Origin of the sequence: Marivirga arenosa (assembly GCF_030503895.2) — a bacterium.
GTDB classification, from domain to species: Bacteria; Bacteroidota; Bacteroidia; order Cytophagales; family Cyclobacteriaceae; genus Marivirga; species Marivirga arenosa.
Genome location: NZ_CP129970.2, coordinates 560,001 through 584,772 on the forward strand (window position 1 = coordinate 560,001; position 24,772 = coordinate 584,772).

A 24,772-nucleotide genomic window follows, 5' to 3' on the forward strand; every position below is an offset into this window, starting at 1 on the left:
TTTATGCAGAAAATTAATTATGAAAAATATTTAAGAATAATTTGAATTAAAATATTGAAAGGCTGGAATACATTTATTCCAGCTTTAAATTCCATTCATTAATTGAAATAAGGATTTTTTAATCTAATTCGTCATTAATAATGATAGCTCCTGATAATTCACGTTTTTTATGCAATAAAGAGATGTAATTAGCTCTACATAAAAGATGTGAAATCTTAATAATCTATTATAATTTATTTTCAACAGAATAAAAATGGCTGTTTGATCGACTATAATACATATAATAGCACGAAAGAACTCATTACTCTTTCCATTAGCAATTTTAAAATCGCTAATGTTTCTGATATCAGCAATTCAATTAGTTTGTGAGAAACCAGGGAATGATTTAATTTCAATATAAATGATTTTGAGTTTTTCAAAATCTAAAAAGTCTTAACAACCGAAGATGACTTTTTATTCAAGATGGAGAAAACAGCTGCATTCAAAAAACACAATCAACATTAGTTCACTAATAATAAACGTTAGTTATCTTCACCAGCTAATTCATCAATTGTTACGTGACCATCAGCCACAACAGTTTCCATATAATTATCAACTGTAACCACCATTGGCTTTAGTAATATTGACTTCACTTCAACTCCAGCAATCTTAGAATATTTTGCCTGATCAATATTCTTACCATTTGCCATTTTCATAGCGCTTTCAGCTGCTAAGTACGCCAATTCTTTAATGGGTTTATAAATAGTCATATCTTGCGAGCCTTCCTTTAAATTCCTTATTGCTTCGATTTCAGCATCTTGACCAGTTATGTAGATCTTCTCTGAAACTTCATTACTACTGAGCGCAGAAATTACTCCACTTGCTAAGGCATCATTTGCTGCAATAATAGCAACAATCTCGTTATCCAGTTTCATAACTACTTCCTGCATTTCAAGGAATGCATCTAACTCACTCCAATTAGAAAGTACTATATCTTTATATATACTAATCTCACCTTTTCTAACTAATGGATTTAATACCTTAAGTTGTCCCTTTCTAAACAAGATCGCATTATAATCTGATTTGGGTCCATTGATCAAAATGTAGTTGCCATTACCTGCGTGCTTTAAAGCCTCCTTAGCTTGAAGTTCTCCAACCATTTCATTATCAAATGATAAATATAAGTCTGTATTTTCTGATGGTATAATCCGGTCATAGGCAATTACACTAACTCCTTTTTCCTGCGCATAATCAACAATCTCTAATCCTTTTTGAATATCAACTGGCACTACTATTAAAACTTTCACACCATCATCAATAAGTGCTTTCGCCTGACTTACCTGAACATCCGCATTTCCATTGGCTACCTCTACAATAGATTCTCCTCCTAGTGTTTTGATCTGATCACATATATGATATCTATCATTCATCCATCTTTCCACTACATAACTATCCATTAAAACACCAATTCTTTGTGAAAAGCCTACAGAAATTGAAAGACAAGTACTTAAAATGATTATAACTAACTTTTTCATAATTTCTATGTTTTAGCGAGGTGAAACATCGATTATATGAAATAATATAATGATTATTTTTATAATTTCCACGTCAAACAACTGAAAATTAAGGCTTTAAACTTCACGGACTTACCCGTTTTCGAAAAACTTAGCAGTGTACTCCTAATTTTTATTAAGTTTTGATAACCTAAAACATGTGTTTTATTCCGAATAGCTATGCTTATTTTATTGATATCAAATGCTAATCCATATAATTAGGATTGTTTGAATTATGTGATTGGCATATAGCTGTAGAATTTTAAACTGTACACTTTCAACTATACTCTCTAAAAAAACAGACTAAAAAATATGGAATATATAATGTGACTTTTTGTCGAATGGATCAAGATAAATAATATTTCTAGAGATTATAATAATCTGTAAACGCAAAAACCCTCTTAAAAATTAATTTAAGAGGGTTTTTATTGTTTAATAGTACCTTGGGCCGGAGTCGAACCGGCACGGGTGTTACCCCATTGGTGTTTGAGACCAACGCGTCTACCAATTCCGCCACCAAGGCATTCTTGGAACGGGATGCAAATATAGTTAATGATTTTAAATTGAAAAGATGCTTTCAATATTTTATTCAAAAAACATTATGAGATTTTAAAATCTAGATTTTTAATTATTCTAAACCAGATAAATATGGTTTCAACTTTCTAATTCACTTAATTCTAACCACCTCATTTCCAACTCTTCTAATTTTTCATTTATCTCATTTAATTCCTTACCCCATTTAGCAAAATCATCCGCATCACCTTCTCCCTTCGCAAGCATATTTTCTAACTCTTCCTTTAGTTGATTAAGTTTAGGAATTTCATGATCAATGGATTCCAACTCTCTTTTATCTTTATATGATAACTTCTGTTTTTGAGTATCTTTTTGTTTTTCTTTTACAGATACCTCTTTTTTCTTTTCTTCTATTTGCTTTTCCAGCTGTCCTTGTTGAGTTCTATACTCAGAATAATTACCATTGAATATTTTTATCTGATTATCTCCTTCAAATAAGAAAAGTTGATCGGTTAAATTATCCATAAAATAACGATCATGGGAAACTATAATTAAGCAACCATTAAAACGATTAAGGAAATCTTCTAATATGTCTAATGTTTGAAGATCTAAATCATTAGTAGGCTCATCCAAAATCAAAAAGTTTGGATTTTTAATCAATACCATTAATAGTTGTAATCTCCTTTTTTCGCCTCCACTCAATTTATGGATAAAATCATGTTGTTGTTTAGGTGGAAAGAGAAATTTATTAAGAAATTGAGATGCGGATATCTCGCTACCATCGGGCAATTTAAAATGTTCTGCAATTTCTAATACAACCTCAATTAATTTCTTATTGTCATCAAATTGTATCTCTTGTTGCTTATAATATCCAAAAGAAGTGTTAACTCCTAGATCAATCTCTCCAGTATCTGACTCTATTTTTTGAGTTAGGATATTTAAAAATGTACTTTTACCGACTCCATTTTTCCCAACTATACCAATTCTATCCCCTTTCTTGAATACATAATTAAAGTTTTCAAAAAGCTGTTTGTCTCCAAAGCTTTTTGAAATATTTTTAAGTTCTAAGATTTTCCCTCCTAGCCTTTTTTGAGATACTTCTAACTCTACAGTATCTTTCTTCAAATTTTTAGATGCCTTTTCTTTCAAATCATGAAATGCATCAACTCTATATTTAGCTTTTGTCCCCCTAGCTTTGGGCATTCTTCTCATCCATTCTTGCTCTTTCTTCATGAGATTTCGGGCTTTATCAACCTCAATCTGCTCAGCCTCCTCTCTTTCCTTTTTCTTTACAAGGAATTCCTCATAGTTGCCCTTGTATTTATAAATCTGTTGTTGGTCAATTTCTATGATACCATTGCATATTCTGTCTAAAAAATAGCGATCATGTGTCACCATTAAGAGTGTTATATTTTGCGTTAGCAAATAGTTTTCTAACCATTCAATTACATTTATATCTAAATGGTTAGTGGGCTCATCAAGAATTAAAAAATCGGGCTTTACAATTAATTGAGCAGCTAAAGCAACTCTCTTCTTTTGGCCGCCTGACATATTTTCAACTACTTGTTGAATATCATGAATGCCTAATTGACCTAAAATTTGCTGAACTTGGCTTTCATAATCCCATAATTGGAGTGCCTCCATCTTCTCCATTAAATTTTGAAACTGCCCTTGTTCCTTTTCATTCATTTCTGACTTGTTAGCCAATTTTTCGTAATCTCTAATAATATTCAAAGACTCATGATCAGTATTAAATATTGCTTCAGTTGCTGTTAAACCTTTTTCGAATTGAGGATTCTGAGATAAAAACCCTATTTTAATATCATTTCGAAAACTAAAATCACCTGAATCTGCGGTTTCCTCTTCCATTAAAATCTTTAAAAGAGTTGATTTCCCTGATCCATTTATCCCCACTAATGCGATCTTTTCTCCTTGAGCAAGTCCAAACGATATATTTTCAAAAAGAGCCCTTTCCCCAAACCTTTTGGTGACATTTTCAACTGACAGATAATTCATTGAATAATATTTTAATTCAGTAGTAATTCAACTATTTGATATTCATAACAAAAGTAGGCCTATTATTTAAATTTATAATGTAGCTATGCGCATAATTAATATATTTCAAATTCCATATTTATTAATTGGCACATTCTGAATTATTCTTTTAATTGCATGGCACAAAACAATTCCTATGAAAGTATTTATAAATGATGTCCCTCTATATTTAGTTCCTATGGATAGGGAAATTGACAGAGAACATTATGATTTAATTATTGATGCTGAAAAAGAAAAAATTAGATATGATAATCTGATTGATGATGTATTAATAAGGAAGGGAAGCCTTAAGAATATTATAGACTTCTATCAATTCTTATCTTCGGATCAGAATAAAAATTTAGATTCGCTTACCGTTAAAGTTTTTGACTATACGAAAGTAGTAAAAGATTTTAAAAAGGAATTTAAAATTGTAGAGGCAGCTGGAGGAATTGTTACTAAAAAGAATAAATATCTTTTTATTTATAGATTAAAAAAGTGGGATTTACCAAAAGGTAAATTAGAAAAGAAAGAAAAAGTAAATGTAGCTGCTGTAAGAGAAGTAGAGGAAGAGTGCAATGTTAAAGTAGAATTAGGCCCAAAGGTTTGTAAAACATGGCATACCTATACTAGAAATGGTAAAAACCATTTGAAAAAGACTAGTTGGTATCATATGACTTTAAAGGCAGATGATAAAATGAAGCCTCAAAAAGAAGAAGGTATTGAAAAAGTAATCTGGGTAAATAAAGTTGAATTAAGAACTGTTTTACTGAATACATATCGTTCAATTCGATATGTAATGAAAAAATTTCATGAATATCAGGAAGGGCTAATTGAGGTAAAGAAATAAGATTAGCTGATTCTTCTGCTAATACTCCATTTGTTTTTACCATCAACGGTCTTATCATCTAAAACTTCAAAACGAGAAGCATGACTGATAAATTCAGGAATAATCTTTTTGATTTGCATGATCATCCCCATCTCATTCTCATCCAACAGTAAATCATAAAGTTTAGAAAGCTCAGATGAGATTTCGTTATGACGCATTCTATCTGTTTTTGCAATTAGAATCTTTTCATGGTAAGTAGGAAGTGTTGTTTCTTTATTGCTTAACAACTCTTCATATAATTTCTCCCCTTCTCTTAATCCTGTATATTCTATATTGATATCTACCCCTACTTCAAAACCAGAAAGCTGAATCATTTTTTTAGCTAAATCAATTATTTTAACTGATTTACCCATATCAAATACAAAAATCTCACCGCCAAACCCCATAACACCAGCTTCTATTACTAACTGACAAGCTTCTGGGATCGTCATGAAATATCGAGTTACATCAGGATGAGTAACGGTAACTGGCCCTCCTTTTTCAATTTGATTTTTAAATAATGGAATTACTGATCCATTTGAACCTAGCACATTACCAAATCTGGTAGTAACGAATTTAGTGGTATTCTTTTTACCATCAGCTTTTACATCATTTAAAGATTGGACATAAAGTTCAGCTAATCTTTTTGTGGCTCCCATCACATTTGTAGGATTCACAGCCTTATCTGTTGATACCATTACAAACTTTTCAACATTGTATTGAACCGCTAGGTCGGCCAGATTTTTTGTACCAAATACATTAGTAGCTATGGCTTCAACTGGATGTTTTTCCATTAATGGCACGTGTTTATATGCAGCAGCATGGTAAACAATATCCGGATTATATTTTTCGAAAATCCCTTCTAACCTTCTTTTATTGGTAACATCAACAATCAAAGGAGTAATTTCTACTTTTTTATCCTTATTCTGATTAACTAAGTCTAAATCAACTGCATATAAAAATGATTCTGCCTGATCAAGAATTAATAATTTTTTAGGCTTTACTTTTAGAACTTGCTTCGCTATTTCAGAACCAATTGAACCTGCTGCTCCAGTTATTAGTACAATTTTGCCAGCTATGCTTTCTGAAACTTTCGGATTTTGTAATTGAATTGATTCTCTGCCCAATAAATCTTCAATGCGTACTTCTTTAATTTGATTTATGCTTAGTTCACCATTTACCCATTTTTCTGGTGGTGGAACTGACCTTACTTTCACATGGGCTTTTAAGCAATAATCTACCAACTCATTTTTCCTTTCCACAGAAAGATTGGCAATCGCAATGATGATTTCTCGAACAGCATATTTCTTAAGAATTTCATCAAGATTATAATTGGCATCAAAAATAGGAGTACCATTTAAAATTTTACCTGATTTTTTGATGTCATCATCAATAAATCCAACCACTCTTGATCTTGCATTTGGATCAGCATCAATTACTTGCTTGGTGATTATTCCATATTGGCCGGCTCCAAATATTATAATATTTTTTCTATTTCTAACAGCATCTCGATAGTAACTAAAAAGGTTTTTAACTAATACCCTGTAAGAAAATAATATACTTACAGATAAAATAAAGCTTATAATTAAAACTGAGGCTGGAATAATTACACTTCCTCTGTACCAGTAATTTAAATAACTGATGATAGCAATAAGAATTGTACCAATAAAAGTAGTGTATGAGATTCTTAAACCATCTTCAATGGAGGTATACCTAATGATTCCGGCATAACTTTGCGTTAAGAAAATAGAGATTAAATGACAAATCAGAAATAAAACAAGGCCTTCAGTAAACTTAAAAGCCAAAACATCTGCCAAATTAAAGTTGAAACGAAGTAAATAAGCAATTACGATTGCTGACATCAACAACAAAAGGTCGATTAATAAAATAATCCACCTAGGTAAAAAGCTGATATCGTTGATTTTCTTAATCATTAATAGGTAAATATAATCTAAATAATATTTTATTATAATTATTTAAGCTTTTATTTAAGAAATTGCTTAATCTTTTCGACTATTAGTTGCTTTTGGTCCTTAGATAATGATGAACTAGATGGAAGACATAAGCCAGTTTTAAATAATTTTTCTGAAACACCAGAGGTATAGGCGTCATATTTTTTGAATACTGGTTGTAAGTGCATTGGTTTCCATAATGGCCTTGTTTCAATATTGAATCCCTCTAAATATTGCCTTAATTCTTCAGTTGTCCTTTTAATTGATTCATCAAAAAGAACGCAGGTTAACCATCTATTACTGAAAGAATTTTCAGGCTCATTTAAAAAGCTTAAGCCTAAATTCCCTAATTCATTTCTATAGAATTCATGATTGGCCCTTCTTTTTTCAACCCATTGATCTAGCACTAACATTTGCCCTCTACCAATACCTGCGGCTATGTTACTCATTCGGTAATTATAGCCAATTTCTGAATGTTGATAATGAGGAGCCGCATCACGTGCTTGTGTAGCTAAAAAGCGTGATTTATCAATCCATTCTTTATTTTCTGAAACGAGTGCTCCTCCTCCTGAAGTAGTTATAATTTTATTTCCGTTAAAAGAAAAAACACCAAAATCACCAAAGGTGCCTAATGCTTTTCCTTTCAAGCTTGCCCCTAAAGCTTCTGCAGCGTCTTCAATTATTGGAATTTCATATTGATCAGCCAGAGCTCTTACCTCCTCAATTTTGCCCGGCATACCATACAAATGAACAAATATGATGGCTTTCGGCTTTTTGCCTTTCTGAATATATTCTTTAATAGCTTTTTCAAGCAAATTAGGATCCATATTCCATGTTTCATCTTCACTGTCAATAAGAACTGGATTTGCCTGCTGATAGACAATGGGGTTGACTGTTGCTGAAAAAGTAAAGCTAGAAGCTAGTACAACATCATCTCGCTTTATACCCAATAAAATTAGAGCTAAATGGATAGCGGCTGTACCAGAACTTAAAACTGATGCATTCGATACCTTATTATAATCCTGAAGGTCTTTTTCAAATCCATTTACATTAGGACCTAAAGGGGCAATCCAGTTTTCATCAAATGCTTGATTTATAAACTTAATTTCCTGTCCTCCCATATGGGGAGCTGATAAAAATATTCTCTCATTCATGATTATATATCTCCTAATTGAGGTCTAAGAACAATTTCTTCCACTACAGTTCTGTCTGATAAAGCATAAGCTGACCAAACTGATTCAGCAACATCTTCTGCCTTCATGAATCTTTCTAATGGTAAATCAACACCTTCCCAACTTGCTGTATAGGTTGCACCAGGAATAATAGAAGTTACTTTTACTCCTTCACTCTTCAATTCTTCTCTCAAGCATTTTGTAAAGCCTTGCATAGCATATTTTGTGATACTGTATGAGCCTCCACTTGAATAAGCTGTAATACCCGCAATACTACTCATTGAAAAGATGTGTCCCTTTTTATGGGGTAACATAGAAGGTAATAAAGCTCTAGTTAAATGATATGCAGAAAACAAATTTGTATTCATCATCATCTCTAAATTCCCTTCGGGCTCATCCTTGATGCTTCCAGGTAAAAACACACCCGTATTATTAATAAGAACATCAATTTTAGAGGTAGTGCCCTTTACAAATTCGGCAAATTGAATTACTTCTTCTTTCTTGGATAAATCAGCTACTTTCACAAAAACCCTAATGTCATTCGACCTTTCTATTTCTTCCTTAAGCTCATTTAATTCATCACTCTTTCTGGAACACGTTATAATATTGAATCCATTTTGAGCAAATTTCATAATAATGGCTCTACCAATGCCTTTTGTACCTCCTGTGATTACTATATATTTATCCATAATTATAATGCAACTAGTTTTAAGAATACGAAACTAACGATATTTATCATAGTTCTACAAACAACATTTCACAACTAGCGTAATGTTTAAAGATTATTTAATGCACAAGCTAAAATTTTCTTTCACTTTAGCGTTTTATTTTATTGCAAAGAGAATTTTCATGCTAACTTTAAATTTGAAGATTCAAGAAACAACAACCTTATGAAAGCAATCGGTGCTTATTTTATTTTTTTAGGGAGTATGTTCGTAAGAAGAGAAACCTTTTCTTCTTATCTAAAACTAACCATTAATGAATGTATTTCTATTGGTTGGAATTCTATCTTAATTGTTGCAATTACCTCAACCTTTATGGGTGCTGTAACTACAGTGCAGACGGCCTATAATTTAGTGAGTCCTTTAATTCAAAATTATGTTGTAGCTCAGGTTACTCGGGAAATGGTTGTTTTGGAATTAGCACCCACCATTACGGCTATTGTAATTGCCGGAAAAGTTGGGTCAAGTATAGCCAGTGGATTGGGTACTATGAGAATTACTGAGCAAATTGATGCCTTAGAGGTTATGGGAATCAACTCAGCATCCTATTTAGTATTGCCTAAAATAGTGGCTGCTATGATTATGTACCCTTTATTAGTAATTATTGCAGGCTTTTTGTCATTATATGGCGGTTATATAGCGGGTACAATGACAGGCATTTTAACTGAAACAGAATATGTATATGGTATTAGAATCGATTTTAATTCGTATACCGTGCAATTTGCCTTAATAAAGTCTGTAGTTTTCGCGTTTTTAATTGCCTCAATTTCTGCTTTTCAAGGATTCTACACAACAGGTGGTGCACTTGAAGTTGGTCGATCAAGTACAAGTGCGGTAACCAAAAGCTGTATTGCAATATTATTAGCAGATTACATTTTAGCAGAATTATTATTGAATTAAGCAATGATTGAAATAACAAACATATCTAAATCATTTAATGGCACTTCTGTTCTTGAAAATATATCAGGCACATTTGACAGAGGTATTACGAACCTGATAATTGGAGCCAGCGGAACTGGAAAAAGTGTATTATTAAAATGTATTGTCGGTTTAATAATACCAGAGACTGGAGAAGTACTGTATGACGGCAGATCATTTTTAAAAGCAGATAAGGAAGAAAAAGCACAAATGAGAAGAGAAATTGGAATGCTTTTTCAAGGAGGTGCTTTATTCGATTCGAAAAATATTGAGGAAAATGTAATGTTTCCTTTAGATCTACTTACTGATATGAAAAAAGATGAAAAGCTTGATCGTGTCAATAATGTATTAAGTAGAGTTGGATTGGAAAACATTAATAAAAAAATGCCATCCGAAATTAGTGGTGGCCAGAAGAAGAGAGTTGGAATTGCAAGAGCTATTGTGAATGATATTAATTACTTATTCTGTGATGAACCAAATTCAGGCTTAGATCCAAGAACTTCCCTATTAATAGATGAACTAATACAAGAAATTACGCATGAATTAAATGTAACCACTATAGTGGTTACACATGATATGAATTCCGTCATGGGAATTGGTGAGCATATTATTTATTTAGAAAAAGGTAAAAAGCTATGGGAAGGTAATTCAGATACAGTTTTAACTTCTAATCAAGAAGACTTAGAAGAATTTATTTTCGCTAGTAAGTTTATGAAAAAGCTTAGAAAAACGCTTTAAAAAAGAGCTGTTAATTGCACACTCCCATTATGGATAACCGGGTAATCTTTGCTTTTTCTTCCAATATATTGAAGGATTAAGTTTAGATCACCTATCAATTTTCTTTTCATAGAAATATTCCATACATAATTATCTCCTGCTTGTAATCCTTCAAACATTTCAAAAGCTAAAGGGCTCTGATTATCTTTTAATTTTGAATCTACACTTACATAACTAACTTTTGATTCAAAAATGTCATTTTGTGATTGTATAAACTTATTACTTAATTCTATTGAATTAACATTTACACTACCACCAAAAGCCTCGTGTTCACTCCATTTATTATTATTTTTATAGGCTAACACTAATCTTAATTTTTTACCGTTTTGCCACATAATCTTAGGGATAATAGATTGACTTGTGAAAGCGTAATCTCGTTCGTCTACTCTATCAGAAAATGAAGTACTAATTGAATTAAGATAGCTAAGGTTAACATTCCAATCTTGAAAAGTATTTAAGCTAGTACTAAACAAATAGTTTTTTCTTGACATCCCTTCAAAACCATCTAATAATAATTGCTTTCTATTAGATGAAGACCAAGTAGATTCAAAATTCAAATTGCCACCTCTATTATAATAAAAGGAACTTTTCCAAATATTTCTAGAGGATAAAACATTTTCATTTTCTGTATTACTCAATGGAGAAATTCTATCCAGCCAATTTTCAAAAGTATTTTTCGAATCAAAATTAGCGTTAAAGTTACCCGATAGTTTTCCAAAATAGTAAAGCAGACCATCTGAATCCCGCCAACTTTCAGGCATTTTCCATTGCAATTGATATAGCAAGCGATTAATGTAAGCCGTTTTATAGTCACTTCCCATAGTTAGAACTTTTACATAATTCCTATTTCCATATTCGGTTTCATCTTCAAAGAACTCATTTAGCTCTTTTTCACCATTATTATTTAAATCAGACCACGAATGTGTTCCCAAATTTCTTGCAACTTCCATAAAGAAATAGTTTCTTTCTAATACTCTGCCAGTCCCTGTTTGAAAATTTATATTTTGATTGATATGTCCATCCAATAAAGAAGAGAGCCAGTTTATTCCTCCTTGTAAGTAGTGTTGTTGGCTATTGGAATCATTTTTCTGTACAATATTTCTGTTAATAGCATTCAATGAAAGCCTATTCCCCTCATTGAATTGAAAGGAGGTTTCGAGTTTAGTATTCTGAGCATCTTCATTTCTAACCATTTTCTCTTCAAAAGGGATATCATCTTGTCTTAATTCATGAGATAGTAAAAACGACCAAGCTGATGAATCTATTTTTTTTAGATAGAATTGGTGACTATTAAAATATTGAAAACTCTGCTCTATGATTTCATTTTGCCAAATCTGATGTTGCTGAGTATTAAAAGTATAGCCTGGAATTAATTCATATTGTGTAAAATTAATATCAAAAAGAGCCTTTCTCCAGCTAATGTTTTTTGCTTCAACATGATTATCCATTACAAAAGCATTAGCAGTAATCTGAAGATCACCTTTCCTATGATATCTAATTTTTTGTTGAACACCTTGACCTGCATTTTCTTTATCTCTAAATGTAATGCTATAATTAGCAAGCTGCCTTTCAGTAGAAATTTCAGTACCTAAATTGATCAAGTGCTCCTCTCCTGCCAAATACACCGCAGATTCCTGCAGCCCCCAATTTCGATTAAAATAAATTTCTCGAAATGGTTGAATTGGAGAAAAAGTAGAATCTAAATATTCATAACTTATATGATTATTAATGTATACCTCTTTTAAAAAGTTTAACTCTTTATTGTCTGAAGTGTAGCTTAACTTTAGAGCGTTTCCTTTCTGTTGGCTAGCCTCGGGATTAAATTGATTTGATACGAATTCCGATCCCGCATATTCAAGTCCCACTGTTGAACCATTATTTAGATTATAAGTTAAACCAACATCTATTATTCTTTGATTTTGAGGAAGAGCTACTCGTTTTACGGGCTCATAATTACCCTGAGGGATATCATCTATTGGTGCTACCCATTCATAAACTACTCCATTAATTGAAGAATTCGATATTATATAGTTACCATTATTTTGACCTACCTGTGTAAATATTAAATTGTAATGAGCAGATCTAGGGTCTTTTGAATATCTATAAATCGAATACTTTTTACCACTTAAAGTTGTATCAATCTTAGCATAATTTATTTGTCCTTCTTGAAAGCCAATGCTATCAATAGCTTGAATTTCACCATAAGAATTGATACCACTTATATTGGAGAGCTGTTGAAAATCATACTCACTAAAAGTATTAATTTGATTGCCTGGTTTATCCTTTTGTTGAAAGTAACCTACATTTATATCTAAGTTGCCTATTTTTTGATTGTGCTGGAAATTTGTTACCGTTCTGTCATATTGCCGATCAGAATATTCAAACTCAATTTGAATCACACTATATTTTGATAGATACAAATGAGAATTAAATGTGATTTCTGCTGCATTATAATCTATAATATAATCGTTTTCTAATCCTCTTTCTAATTTTTCACCATCTAAATAAACGGTTTCAGAACCCGCCAAAATAAAAATGAAAGGTTCATTTTGAGGGCCTTCAATTCTATAAGGACCTAAAACACCTTCTATGGGTTCAATATTTTGCACACCCGCCTTACTTCTTGCAAAAGAGACTACCAATTCGGTATTTGAATTAGTTGAATCAATAGATAATTTGGAAGTTGAAAGCCCAATTCCTTGTACTTGTCTATTATACTTTAAAAAATTAAAAGTTTTAGTAGGTCTTAAATTTAAATCTCCTGCTTCCACAGCCCAATCATTATGAATTAATTGAATGTTAACACGATCAAAATCTTGTAATCTTTGCGTATTTCCTTCAGGCTCAAAGGGTAATTGCTGGTCTGTTAATCTCGCTTTTACATCAAGTTCATCTGAAATAGCTCCAGAAATTGTTAAGTCCATAACAGAGTGCATCATAGTTGATTGTTGTCTTCCAGCTGAAACAGATCTCATAAAAGCACCTGAAATATTGAGAGCTCCTAGTCCCAAAAGCTCTTGATTTGATTTATTTCCTATTGATATAGGAACTTTATAATCCGTGAAAATGGCACTACTATCAAATAATTTTTCTGGAACTGCTGTTTCAACAATAGATTTCTTAACTGATACATAGTTATAACATACTTCCAGCTCACCAGTATAATTTCCTCTTTGTATTTTTAAATAATCATGATGAAGTTCGTAGGGGAAATCCTCATTTTTTGAATTTTTTACCTTAATCGTTGCAGGAACAATTATAATCGAATCAGGAATACTAAATGAGGAGTATTGAGTTTTAAAACAATGATTTTGAGCATTCGAAAGCATTGGAGAAAAAAAGCCCCCTATCAAGAAAAGTAATATTTTAGCAAATCTCCAATTCAAAATTAACCCATTCTTTTTAATTCAATAAAAAAGGTAGTCCCTTTATTTAATTCAGATTCGAACCAAATATCACCCCCCGCATGTTCAATACCTCTTTTAGCAACTGCTAAACCTATACCTGAACCACTAGATTTTGTAGTAAAGTTCGGTAAAAAAACTTTATTGTAATTTTCTTCAGGAATACCAGTTCCGTTATCTGATATTGATATTTTTATCCTTTCGCCCTCCACCTCAATTTTAATATTAACACTTACTGGGTTTGTACCATCACCACTTTGTGATGCATTAAGAATCATATTATTAAAAGTACGCTCCATAATTTTAGGATCAGCAAATGCATGTATTTTATCAGAAGGCAACTCCAGATTAATATGAACATGATCGGCTTTAAATAACCCTACTACATTCCTCAAAATATCACTCACACATACTTTTTCATTTTCAGGAATTGGCATTTTAGCAAAAGAAGAAAAAGAGGTTGCAATATCACTCAAATTCTCAATCTGGGATAATATACTTTCTATCTTAGCCGTAGCCTCAGGCATTGGGTTATCCGACCTTTGTATTTTCATTTGTAAATGCTGCAATGATAGCTTCATTGGCGTAAGTGGATTTTTTATTTCATGAGCCACTTGTTGTGCCATTTCTCGCCAAGCGGATTCTTTTTCTGTCTTACTTAAAGCTTGCCTACTTTTCTCAAGCTTTAAAAGCATCTGATTATATTCATTAATAAGCAATCCAATTTCATCATCCACTTGCCAGCTTATGGGTTGGTTCTTGGCCGATAGATTTACTTGGGAAAGTTTTTGCTTAAGTAAATTTAAAGGAGAAGTTAAAATTTTAGTTGCTGTATATGCTAAGAAAATGAAAACTATAAAAGAGCTAACAAAAATATTAAAAACATTATTCAATAAATCAGTCAGCAATACATCATATTCTTTATTCGATTTAAAAAATGGACTCCCCAAAATAGCTAATAAATTACCTGAATTAAAAGATCTAATGCCTACATAGGCTGACTGATAATTTAAATCACCAATTTGCTCTTCTAAGGTGATAAGCTTTTGTCCATTTTGGAAAATTGAGGCATATGCCTTAGGATTAATTTTATAGGACAAGAGATTTTTCTCAAATACCTGTGGCTGACTCGTTAAAAAAAGTTGACCATTGAGATCATAAAGGTTTATATCCGCATTAATGATCTTTGTAATAGTAGATATTTCATTACTTAAAGTAGCCTTATCCACCAAATCATTTTCGTATCGCATAAGCATTGGCACTAATTGACTAGCAACACGGTTGGTATTCTCTTCATATTTGGAAACGATATCTTCCAAAAATGTAGCATTTACAAATCCAATAGTTGAAATACTTACTGATAGTAATGGAATCAGAAAAGCCAATGAAAAATAAAGCTGGATTTTTGCGCTTAACCCGAGAGTTTTCGTTTTTAAATACCCTTTGATAAATTGATAAGCTGATATGGTAAACACCAATACAAAGCATAGAATGAAGAAAAATGAGATATTAGAGAAGAAGCGATACCAGTAATTATTCCTTTTACCAAAAACTATTTTCTCATCCTGGTCTGAAACCACATTAAAATTATAATGATTTTCCTGTTGAATCTTCTTTAGCTGTGCATCCTCTGTTATTACGCTATTAACCGTATTCGGAAAATTTAAATCCCCTACACTATAAGATAAGGTGTCGTTTTTGTAGAGAGCATAATCATAAGGAATATCAAGTAAGGCAGGAAGATTTCGGTTTTTAACTAGAAGCTCAGGAAATACATTCTCTGGTCTTATTTTCTTTGGCTGCAACTCTAATACAATTTTTGCAAAAGCATAATCATTATGTTTAATCTCATGCAAATAAATATATTTTCTTTGTAATTGATTACCCTCAGAATTTCCTACTAAATATAAATTTATATCCCCTCTCTTATTTCTCTGATTCATCTGATGGATAGGATAAGATGAATTCATGGGTAAAGTATTATTAGGATAAATCACATTGCCTTTGGCATCAAAAATTTTTATTGATGTTTCATACTTATCGAAATAATCATTTAGATAATACTTTTCAATTTTATCAACTATAGTTTTATAGGGTGTTAAAGGCAGTAAAAACTGACGTTTGATATACTCATCCTTTTTAAGACTTTCATCAAGCTGGACCAACATATATTCAGCTAAAACATCATTTCCATTTATAATTTTATCCGCTAGAATATTTCTTTGTTTTGCCTCATTTCTGATTTCTAGAGTTTGAACTGAAATAGCATTTATTATAGATACAGCAATAATCAATAGAAATAAATAAATGAAACTCAAAAAATTAATGTCTTTTAGTGCTAATCCCAGATTAGTGATATATACTATAGAGTTTAGTACGAAAACTACTAATCCTATCCAGATAATAGAAATACCGAAAAAAAAGCTAAATAATGAGAAAATAGCTAAGGATAAGAGTTGAGCAGATATAAAGCTTCCAAAGCTGATGTCTAGTTTAGAATTATAATGGTGAGCAACCTTAAAGGCCTCAAATAATAAATAACCAAATAACAATACAATTAGGAAGGATAGAATCTGAAATATATTAAATTCAATTGATTGAGTACTGTCTAACCCCCAATTGGAGTGAAGATATATTAGATTTATAAAATAGAAAACACCTATTGTGGCCAAATAGGATAAAATATTTACAGCAAATCGAATCTTTAAACTTCTGATAACAGATCGCTGTAAATAATCTTTTATTTGCAATAAAGAGAAATATCCAATTAAAAATAAAAAAATGCAGTTGATTATTAAATATCCTAGTGAGGGATTAAAATCAGATGATGCAAAATATTTTGGATCAAATAGTTCTAATTCTTTTGAGTGAAATGGGAAATCTAATAATTCCAACAAAACCCATAATAAGACGATGCCAAAAGTAAATAATGAAATTTGAATAGCTAAGCTCTTCTGTTTTTTAACAAAAAACCATAATTGCCAAATCAATAATATAACTATAATGAATTCAATCAGTATTATAATAGCATGTAAAACACCATTATAGCTTTCAAAGTCTTCACTTAATTTAATATAAAACAATGGATTACCCGATAAATCAGTTAATGGGTAACTATTGTCAACTTCAGTTTGATAAAGCGAAATATCATCTTCAGGAAGAATATCAGTATTAAATCGAGATTGGATATATTCATTATTTACATCATAATGTTCATAAAGTGGAATCACAGATACCAAGTCAATACTACCAGATTTTGACTTTATTGAATATTCTAAATATTGACCCGACTGATTACTGATAAAATACCACCCATCATTTCTATATTTTTTGGATTCAGGAGCATAATGTTCGTCTGACCAATAAACCAATGAGGTATTATTAAATATGAAAAAGGAATAGGAATTTTCTATTTTATTAAGTGACTCAAAGTCTAAGGCTTTATTCTTAGAAAAGTAGGTAATCCAATCTTTCTTTTCATTCTCTACTTTCTGAAGCTCTTTATTGAGTTTAACCTGAGTTTTAGATATGAATTGATTACGATCAAGCTCTAAAGTATGATAATAATGCCGTAGACCAAAAACAATTACAATTAAAAAACTAAGAAGGAAAAGTATATATTTCTTCACTTAATTGATGATTTTAAGCATCAATATAGCAATAATCATACTGGAGTTTAAATGAAAGTATTGAAATAAAGATGAATGATGATAAACAGGTATAAAATTATGGCTTAGCTCTATTTAGTAATTCTTTAATATCAATTTTCTTTTTTTGATTTTTAGAATTTCTGTACCAGAAAAAACCAATTACCATAACTACTAAATAAGGTGCTGCAAATAAATAAAGAATACCAAAGTTAAGAGAGCTAGCAATACCTATTTCTCCATTATTAACATTATTTTCTACAGTTGCACGGCACATAGCGCATTGTGCTAGTATATCAGCCGAGTTTATGAAAAGAAATACGATAAGTAGTAGAATGACCCTCTTCATCTAAATTTTTATTTTAAAACTTAAAAATAATAAAATGAGTTCAATTAATTTAAATAATATGGGCTTATCATAAAATAAACGATGACACCAGTTATTGAAACAAATAACCAGATTGGAAATGTCCATTTCACCACTTTCTTATGCTTTTCAATCTTATTAGTTAAAGCATAGTAGAAAGCAAATAACACGAATGGAACCACTACTGCTGCCAAAATGATATGGGGTAATAAAAAACCCATATATATTCCACGCAACCACATTACACCACCAGTTTTCTCAGCTTCATCCAAAACACCATTACCATTGACATCACCATAAACTGTAGAATCTGCTGTAGAATGATAAATCACATAACTCACTAAGAATAAAGAACCTAAAGTAAATGCAATGGACATCATGCTTTTATGTGCAACAATATTCTTCCGCTTGATAAAATAAAGGCCTAAAAGTAATACTATAGCGGTTATTGAATTAAAGGTAGCATTTAAGTGAGGTAAAATATATACCCAATCTCCAGCCCCCTCAATTTTTTCAGGAGCAAATAATAATACGGCTACTACTACAGGTATTGCAATAGATAATACCCATATTAATTTTACAAATGATTTTCTATTTTTATCTATTTGGCTCATTAGTCTTTACTTAATAATACTCTAATTTCTAATATCAATCTGTCAACCTCCTTTGTTTCATAGCCATCATAATAGCCCCTTATTCTATTCTTTTTATCTAAAAGAACTAAGGTATTATAAATAAGATATTCCTCTTCGGAAGGGTGGCTTCCTTTCCATTGCTCAGTAGGAAAGGCATAAACACAATTTACAATTTGATTTTGCTTATTATTATCAAACCAGAAGCTGTGTGCTTTATCTCTATTTAAAAAAGATTCTTCTGCTATTAATGAATCATTAGCTGATTTTGGTTGAAGTGAGATTATATCTATTGAAAGATCCTCAAAGGTGTTTAACACTCTATTCAGTTCATTCTTTAATGTCTGAATTTCTTTGTTATCTGAATTGGGAATATGTACCACCTTAAAATCAGCAGAATAAGATTCTAATAATTGAATTGAATCTCCTTCTTGAGTATAAATTTTTACGTTTTCCTCATTGGTATTGGTGTTATCACAATATGCTTTTACCTCTGTTTCAAAGAATACAGGAAGGTCAAATTCATTTTGCCCATAAGACCTTAAAAATAAATAAAGAATTACTGGAAAACTTAGCGTAAATAAGAGAATAAATATTTTGGATTTCTTCATAAACAAAAAAATCAGGTTGAGATATTCAACCTGATTCTAACATTTTAGTTTTGTGTATAATTAATTTCTGATATTAAATATTGCACTTCCTTCTACCATTAAAGCTACTACTAACCATAGAATTAATATAGTAGGGATAAGAATTGACCAGATTAAAGCTTTTTGTTCATGCTTTAAGTGCATAAATTCTGCAACAATATAGAATGCTTTTACAATTGTTAGTCCTAAAAATATAGATACTAATACAATACCTCTTGGTAATGTAAAGGCAAACACAAATTCAATTAAAGTTACTACTGCTAAAATACCAGCAACTTTCCATATTTTCTTGGTCTTTTCCTTGTCTTCAGGAATTACCTGAATATTATTAGTTTCTTCGTGTGACATATCTTTATAATCGTTAAATCAAGTAAAAAAGTGTAAATACGAATACCCAAACTAAATCAACAAAGTGCCAATAAAGTCCAGTTTTCTCAACCATTTCGTAGTGTCCTCTTTTATCATAAGTACCTACAACAGCGTTGAAGAATATAATGAAGTTGATAACTACTCCACTAAATACATGGAATCCGTGGAAACCTGTAATAAAGAAGAATAGTGATGCAAATAATGGAGGTCCATACTGATTCTCAGTAAGATTAGCACCGAAAATAGTTTCACCCATAGCATTTACAGTTCCTTCCGCAGTACCGTGAATAAAGTGACTCCATTCCCAAGCCTGACAAGCAAGGAATGTTAAACCACCAATAATAGTCCAAAGCATCCATTTAATAACATTCTTCCTATCCATTCTATGTCCAGCTTCCACAGCTAAAACCATAGTAACGGAACTTAAGATCAAAATGAATGTCATTATCCCTACGAATACTAAAGGAGCATGAACACCATGTAAAAATGGTACAGCCTCAAATACCATTTCTGGTATCGGCCAATATTCAGTACTGAAAGTAAAATCAGATACCGTTCCTTGATATGCAGGGTGAGCATAACGAATTAAACCATAAGTAATTAATAAAGCTGAGAATGAAAAAGCATCAGATAATAGGAAGAACCACATCATCAACTTTCCATAACTTGCCTTCATTGGGGCTACTCCACCTCCCCAAGTGCTTTTCGTAGTAGTATCAATTGTTGCAGAAGTTGCCATAAATTTAACTGTTCAAAATAGGATTAATGATTTAACAACAAAAATATATATAAATATACCCAAAGTCCATCTAAAAAGTGCCAATATGTAGTACACATTTCCATTTTCACCATATTTTTAGAATGAACCTTTAATTTAAAAGCCGAAAATAACATAATTAATATAAAAATCAGCCCTGAAATTAAATGAAATGCGTGCAATCCTGAAATTACATATAAAAATGATCCAGAAGGATTGCCCACAAAATACACGTCTCTATCTACTAAAGCGCCCCAGGCTTCAAATTGGCCAATAAAAAAGGCAATTGATAAAGCAGCTGTGACGATCATAAATAATTTTAATTGCTTAAAATTATCTTTTTTTGCAGCCATATAAGCTAAATGCATAGTTACGCTACTAGCTACTAATATAATAGTGTTAATCAAAAATTCAGTTGGTAAATCGAATATTAGCCAATTACCTTCAGACTGACGCACTATATAGGCACTCGTAAGTGCCGCAAATATCATTACTATAGTAACAATAAATAACCACAATGCAAACTTCAATGGGTGCATTGAAAGTATCTTTATACTTGGCCCTAAATCTTGTTCTTTATTAATAGTAGTATCCATTATTAAATTTTATCTAGTAAATAAGCCAGTTGAACTATAGGTAAGTACAAAAATGATCCAAACATTATTTTTAAAGCAGCTTCTTTACTGCATTCTTTCATTAAATAAAATGTTTGGCTTAAAAACAGTACCCCACATATGGTTGCAACTAGTGCAGAATATATACCCGTAACTCCAAATAATGTTGGAAGTAATCCTAACGGAATTAAAAACAAAGTATATATCATAATCTGAATCGCTGTATTCAAATCTTTTTTTCCTCCTGAAGGCAAAAGTTTAAAGCCAGCTTTTTTATAATCATCGTCAGCAACCCATGCAATCGCCCAAAAGTGAGGAAATTGCCAAATGAATTGAATTCCGAAGATAATCCAACCTTCAATACTAAAACCATTAGTAGCTGCTACCCAACCTAACAATGGAGGTAGAGCCCCTGGAAGTGCTCCCACAAATACTGCAATAGGCCCAACTCTTTTTAATGCTGTATATACAAAACTATATAGTATTAAGGATGATAAGGATAAGATTGTAGTTAAAACATTGGTGTAAATAAATAATAAACCTAGTCCTATGATACCAACTAAAATTGCAAAAACAATTGCCTCTTGTTTTGATATTTTACCAGTGGGTAAAGGTCTGTTTTTAGTCCTATCCATCTTTTTATCATACTCGATTTCAATAATCTGATTTATAATTACTGCAGATCCTGAAACTAAAAATCCTCCTAATGATAAAAAGCTTAAAGTAACGTAATTAATGCCACTACCACTAAAGCCTAACACATAACCAAAGGCAGATGAAAAAGCCACTAAAAAGCTTAACCTTGGTTTTAATAAAACAAATAGATTCTTTAGATAGCTAAGCATCAAATGAGTTATAGATATATTTTGTGAGCTATGATATTGCATACTCTGATTTATTCTGTTTTTGCTCACTAAAAACTAGCTGCAAAAATATAAAAAATTGCATTCCGAAAATCATACTTCCAAGAACTAAATGAATGGGTTGCGCCCAAAATGGAATCGCAAAATAAGCCATAATAGTTCCCGATAATATTTCCAAAATGATTAGTGTCATTAGTATTTTAGTATTTCTAAGTAAAGAAGTAAAAGATTTTCTTTGCTTATACAGTAAATACAATAAATAACCATGAATAATTGCAATTGCAATAGAAAAAGATCTATGTACGTAAAATTCCAAACCTAAACCTTCTATCCAACTTCCTCTTAAAGCCTCACCTAATTGGTTTGAAACAATATCTAATGATTCCCTAACCTGAGTTCCCAATATTACTTGTACCAGAATCATGATCATAGCAATGACTAATACAGAAGTAACTCTATTCTTTTGCTCAATTCTATTATTTGAAGCAGATGATTTATAACCATTTACAACAAAATAAAGAGCCGTTAGTACTGCCAATATTACTAAAGCTATAACCATATGGGTAGTGATGAGCCATGATAATAAATTAGTAGATACCACAACCGATCCGATCCAGCCTTGAAATAAAACTAAGATTAATGAAGCAACTGATAAAACTACAATTGATCTCTTCTTTTTCCAATATTTGAATGAACCTACAACACACAATAGTATAAGAAAACCTACTACAGCTCCTAATAATCTATTTACATATTCTGTCCATGTTTTAGAAGCATTAAACTCAGCTTCATTCTTAATAGACTCATCAGCCAAAATAGCCTTACCGATTTCAGCATATCCAAATACCTCTAGATAATTTGCAAATTTTACATTCTTTTCATGCCTGTAATCAGCATAAAAATCTCTGTAACCTTCAGGTAATTGTTCCTCCGAAGTAGGTGGAACCCATTGGCCAAAACATTTTGGCCAGTCAGGACATCCCATACCCGAACCTGTACTTCGTACAATACCCCCGGCTAGGATTAAAAGATAAACAGCTATTACCGTAACTGTTACTAGCTTACGGTAATAGCTGTTTATGAAATGATTAGTTTTATGCGTTTGCCTTTGCATCAGCTGTTTTATCAACAACTTCCTTCTTTGCTAATTCAACCTCATGATCTAAATTAGACTCTGGAGTTTCAGATAAAGGTACAGTTTGAGGAATAAAATCCTCTTTAGCACCTGGCTTACTGTAATCGTATGGCCATCTGTAAACTTTTGGAATCTCACCAGGCCAGTTACCATGACCAGGATTAACTGGTGTAGTCCACTCTAAGGTATTTGATCTCCAAGGATTCTGAACTGCCTTTCTACCTCTATACATTGAGTAGAAGAAGTTGAATAAGAAAATGAATTGAGCTGCTACAGTAACAATCGCTGCAATTGTAACGAACATATTTAAGTCAGTGTAGCTACTGAAAGCATCAAAGTTTGTCCAAGAATAATATCTTCTAGGGAAACCAGCAATACCAATGTAGTGCATCGGGAAGAAGATCATATATACCCCAACAAAAGTCAACCAGAAGTGTATATAACCTAATCTCTCATCCATCATTCTACCAAACATTTTAGGGAACCAATGGTAAACACCAGCTAATAGCCCAAAGATTGATAAACTACCCATTACAAGGTGGAAGTGAGCCACTACAAAATAAGTATCGTGTAATTGAATATCAATTACAGAGTTACCTAAGAAAATACCTGTTAAACCTCCTGATATAAAGAATGATACTAGACCAATAGAGAATAATGTAGCAGGAGTGAATATAATATTACCTTTCCATAGTGTAGTTAAATAATTAAATACTTTTACTGCTGATGGAATTGCAATAATTAAAGTTAAGAACATAAACACAGATCCTAAGAAAGGATTTAAACCTGAAACGAACATATGGTGAGCCCATACTACGAATGAAAGTACTGTAATACCTAACATAGAACCAATCATCGCTCTGTAACCGAAAATTGGTTTTCTAGAATTAGTCGCTATAATTTCAGATGTAATACCTAAAGCTGGTAATAAAACAATATATACCTCAGGGTGCCCTAAGAACCAGAATAAATGCTGATACAAGATAGGACTACCTCCCATATTTGGTAATGCCTCACCACCTATATAAATATCAGATAAATAGAAAGAAGTACCGAAACTTCTATCGAACACCAATAATAAAGCAGCAGCAAATAAAACTGGGAATGATAATAAACCAATTACAGCAGTTAAGAAGAACGCCCATATTGTTAAAGGCAATCTTGAGAATGACATTCCTTCTGTTCTCAAGTTAATAACAGTAGTGATGTAGTTAATACCACCTAATAACATTGAAACAATAAAGAATACCATGGCTACTAACCACATTGTCATCCCTAATCCTGAACCTTGAATAGCTTGTGGCAAAGCACTTAATGGCGGGTAAACTACCCATCCACCACCAGCAGGACCAGTTTCAATAAAAATTGAGGACATCATTACCACACTAGACAAGAAAAAGAACCAGTATGATAACATATTCATAAATCCTGATGCCATATCACGTGCACCAATTTGAAGTGGAATTAAATAATTACTAAAGGTACCACTCAATCCCGCAGTTAATACAAAGAATACCATAATGGTACCATGCATAGTAACCAATGCTAAATAGAATTCAGGATCTAATTTTCCTTGTTCAGAAATCCACCCTCCTAATATTGGTTTCAAAAAGCCTAAATCCATTTCTGGAAATCCTAATTGAAGTCGAAATATTACTGACATTCCAACCCCTATTAACCCCCATAAGATACCAGTTATAAGGAATTGCTTACCAATCATTTTATGATCGGTAGTGAAAATATATTTTGAGATAAAGCTTTGTTCGTGCTCATGATGCTCATCATGGTGAACATCTTGGCTAATATTTACTTCTGCCGCTGTTGACATAACTTTATAATTTAAATT

The 24,772-nt window shown here is 31.7% G+C and carries 19 protein-coding genes and 1 tRNA gene; 3 read left to right on the plus strand and 17 right to left on the minus strand.

All coding sequences use genetic code 11. The features are described 5' to 3' along the window. Positions 1-521: 521 nt before the first annotated feature. The 3 genes from QYS48_RS02370 to QYS48_RS02380 form a co-directional block, all read right to left on the minus strand. The gene (locus QYS48_RS02370; protein WP_308357367.1) at positions 522-1,514 is read right to left on the minus strand and encodes a substrate-binding domain-containing protein; all 993 of its coding nucleotides are present in this window, start codon (positions 1,512-1,514) and stop codon (positions 522-524) included. A 457-nt stretch (positions 1,515-1,971) separates the two neighbouring features. Beyond that, positions 1,972-2,055: transfer RNA gene (locus QYS48_RS02375), tRNA-Leu, on the minus strand. Positions 2,056-2,186: 131 nt separating this feature from the next. Then, positions 2,187-4,061, minus strand: a complete 1,875-nt coding sequence (locus QYS48_RS02380; protein ID WP_308357368.1) for an ABC-F family ATP-binding cassette domain-containing protein — start codon at positions 4,059-4,061, stop codon at positions 2,187-2,189. 175 nt (positions 4,062-4,236) lie between these two features. Between QYS48_RS02380 and QYS48_RS02385 the strand changes: the two genes are divergently transcribed. Continuing rightward, complete coding sequence (locus QYS48_RS02385; RefSeq protein WP_308357369.1) at positions 4,237-4,929, plus strand: NUDIX domain-containing protein; 693 nt, start codon at positions 4,237-4,239, stop codon at positions 4,927-4,929. Between the two features lie 2 nt (positions 4,930-4,931). Here the strand turns inward: QYS48_RS02385 and QYS48_RS02390 are convergent, their stop codons facing one another. The 3 genes from QYS48_RS02390 to QYS48_RS02400 are packed head-to-tail and all read right to left on the minus strand — an operon-like array spanning position 4,932 to position 8,760. After that, positions 4,932-6,881 (minus strand): nucleoside-diphosphate sugar epimerase/dehydratase, encoded by a 1,950-nt coding sequence (locus tag QYS48_RS02390; protein WP_308357370.1) that lies wholly within the window; start codon positions 6,879-6,881, stop codon positions 4,932-4,934. Positions 6,882-6,931: 50 nt separating this feature from the next. After that, complete coding sequence (locus tag QYS48_RS02395; RefSeq protein ID WP_308357371.1) at positions 6,932-8,053, minus strand: aminotransferase class I/II-fold pyridoxal phosphate-dependent enzyme; 1,122 nt, start codon at positions 8,051-8,053, stop codon at positions 6,932-6,934. 2 nt (positions 8,054-8,055) lie between these two features. After that, a complete protein-coding gene (locus tag QYS48_RS02400) occupies positions 8,056-8,760 on the minus strand; it encodes an SDR family oxidoreductase (RefSeq protein ID WP_308357372.1) in 705 nt (234 codons plus the stop codon). Between the two features lie 201 nt (positions 8,761-8,961). On the opposite strand from QYS48_RS02400, the gene QYS48_RS02405 reads away from it, so the two are divergent. Continuing rightward, positions 8,962-9,693, plus strand: a complete 732-nt coding sequence (locus QYS48_RS02405; RefSeq protein ID WP_302127318.1) for an ABC transporter permease — start codon at positions 8,962-8,964, stop codon at positions 9,691-9,693. A 3-nt stretch (positions 9,694-9,696) separates the two neighbouring features. Next, positions 9,697-10,449, plus strand: coding sequence for an ABC transporter ATP-binding protein (locus tag QYS48_RS02410; protein ID WP_302103878.1), 753 nt, complete (start codon positions 9,697-9,699; stop codon positions 10,447-10,449). On the opposite strand, the gene QYS48_RS02415 is transcribed toward QYS48_RS02410, so the two are convergent. The 11 genes from QYS48_RS02415 to QYS48_RS02465 form a co-directional block, all read right to left on the minus strand. Further along, positions 10,446-13,874, minus strand: coding sequence for a hypothetical protein (locus QYS48_RS02415; protein ID WP_308357373.1), 3,429 nt, complete (start codon positions 13,872-13,874; stop codon positions 10,446-10,448). The two genes, QYS48_RS02410 and QYS48_RS02415, sit on opposite strands and share 4 nt — an antisense overlap. 2 nt (positions 13,875-13,876) lie before the next feature. Then, complete coding sequence (locus tag QYS48_RS02420; protein ID WP_308357374.1) at positions 13,877-17,521, minus strand: ATP-binding protein; 3,645 nt, start codon at positions 17,519-17,521, stop codon at positions 13,877-13,879. A gap of 97 nt (positions 17,522-17,618) precedes the next feature. Next, positions 17,619-17,888, minus strand: a complete 270-nt coding sequence (locus QYS48_RS02425) for a hypothetical protein (protein ID WP_302103868.1) — start codon at positions 17,886-17,888, stop codon at positions 17,619-17,621. Positions 17,889-17,932: 44 nt separating this feature from the next. After that, positions 17,933-18,520 carry a DUF420 domain-containing protein gene (locus tag QYS48_RS02430; RefSeq protein ID WP_308357375.1) on the minus strand — a complete coding sequence of 196 codons (588 nt, stop codon included), beginning with the start codon at positions 18,518-18,520 and terminating at the stop codon, positions 17,933-17,935. Continuing rightward, positions 18,520-19,149: a hypothetical protein gene (locus tag QYS48_RS02435; protein WP_308357376.1), complete on the minus strand. Its 630-nt coding sequence runs from the start codon at positions 19,147-19,149 to the stop codon at positions 18,520-18,522. Before QYS48_RS02435 ends, QYS48_RS02430 begins: the two co-directional genes overlap by 1 nt. 60 nt (positions 19,150-19,209) lie before the next feature. Continuing rightward, entirely contained in the window at positions 19,210-19,536 is a 327-nt protein-coding gene (locus tag QYS48_RS02440) for a cytochrome C oxidase subunit IV family protein (protein ID WP_308357377.1), read from the minus strand. 13 nt (positions 19,537-19,549) lie between these two features. Further along, positions 19,550-20,296: a cytochrome c oxidase subunit 3 gene (locus QYS48_RS02445; protein WP_308357378.1), complete on the minus strand. Its 747-nt coding sequence runs from the start codon at positions 20,294-20,296 to the stop codon at positions 19,550-19,552. A 23-nt stretch (positions 20,297-20,319) separates the two neighbouring features. Beyond that, the gene (locus QYS48_RS02450; RefSeq protein WP_308357379.1) at positions 20,320-20,910 is read right to left on the minus strand and encodes a cytochrome c oxidase subunit 3; all 591 of its coding nucleotides are present in this window, start codon (positions 20,908-20,910) and stop codon (positions 20,320-20,322) included. 2 nt (positions 20,911-20,912) lie between these two features. Continuing rightward, positions 20,913-21,815, minus strand: a complete 903-nt coding sequence (gene cyoE, locus QYS48_RS02455; protein WP_308357380.1) for a heme o synthase — start codon at positions 21,813-21,815, stop codon at positions 20,913-20,915. Next, a complete protein-coding gene (locus tag QYS48_RS02460; protein ID WP_308357381.1) occupies positions 21,802-22,905 on the minus strand; it encodes a COX15/CtaA family protein in 1,104 nt (367 codons plus the stop codon). Before QYS48_RS02460 ends, cyoE begins: the two co-directional genes overlap by 14 nt. Then, positions 22,886-24,754, minus strand: coding sequence for a cbb3-type cytochrome c oxidase subunit I (locus QYS48_RS02465; RefSeq protein WP_308357382.1), 1,869 nt, complete (start codon positions 24,752-24,754; stop codon positions 22,886-22,888). Before QYS48_RS02465 ends, QYS48_RS02460 begins: the two co-directional genes overlap by 20 nt. Between the last annotated feature and the right edge of the window lie 18 nt (positions 24,755-24,772).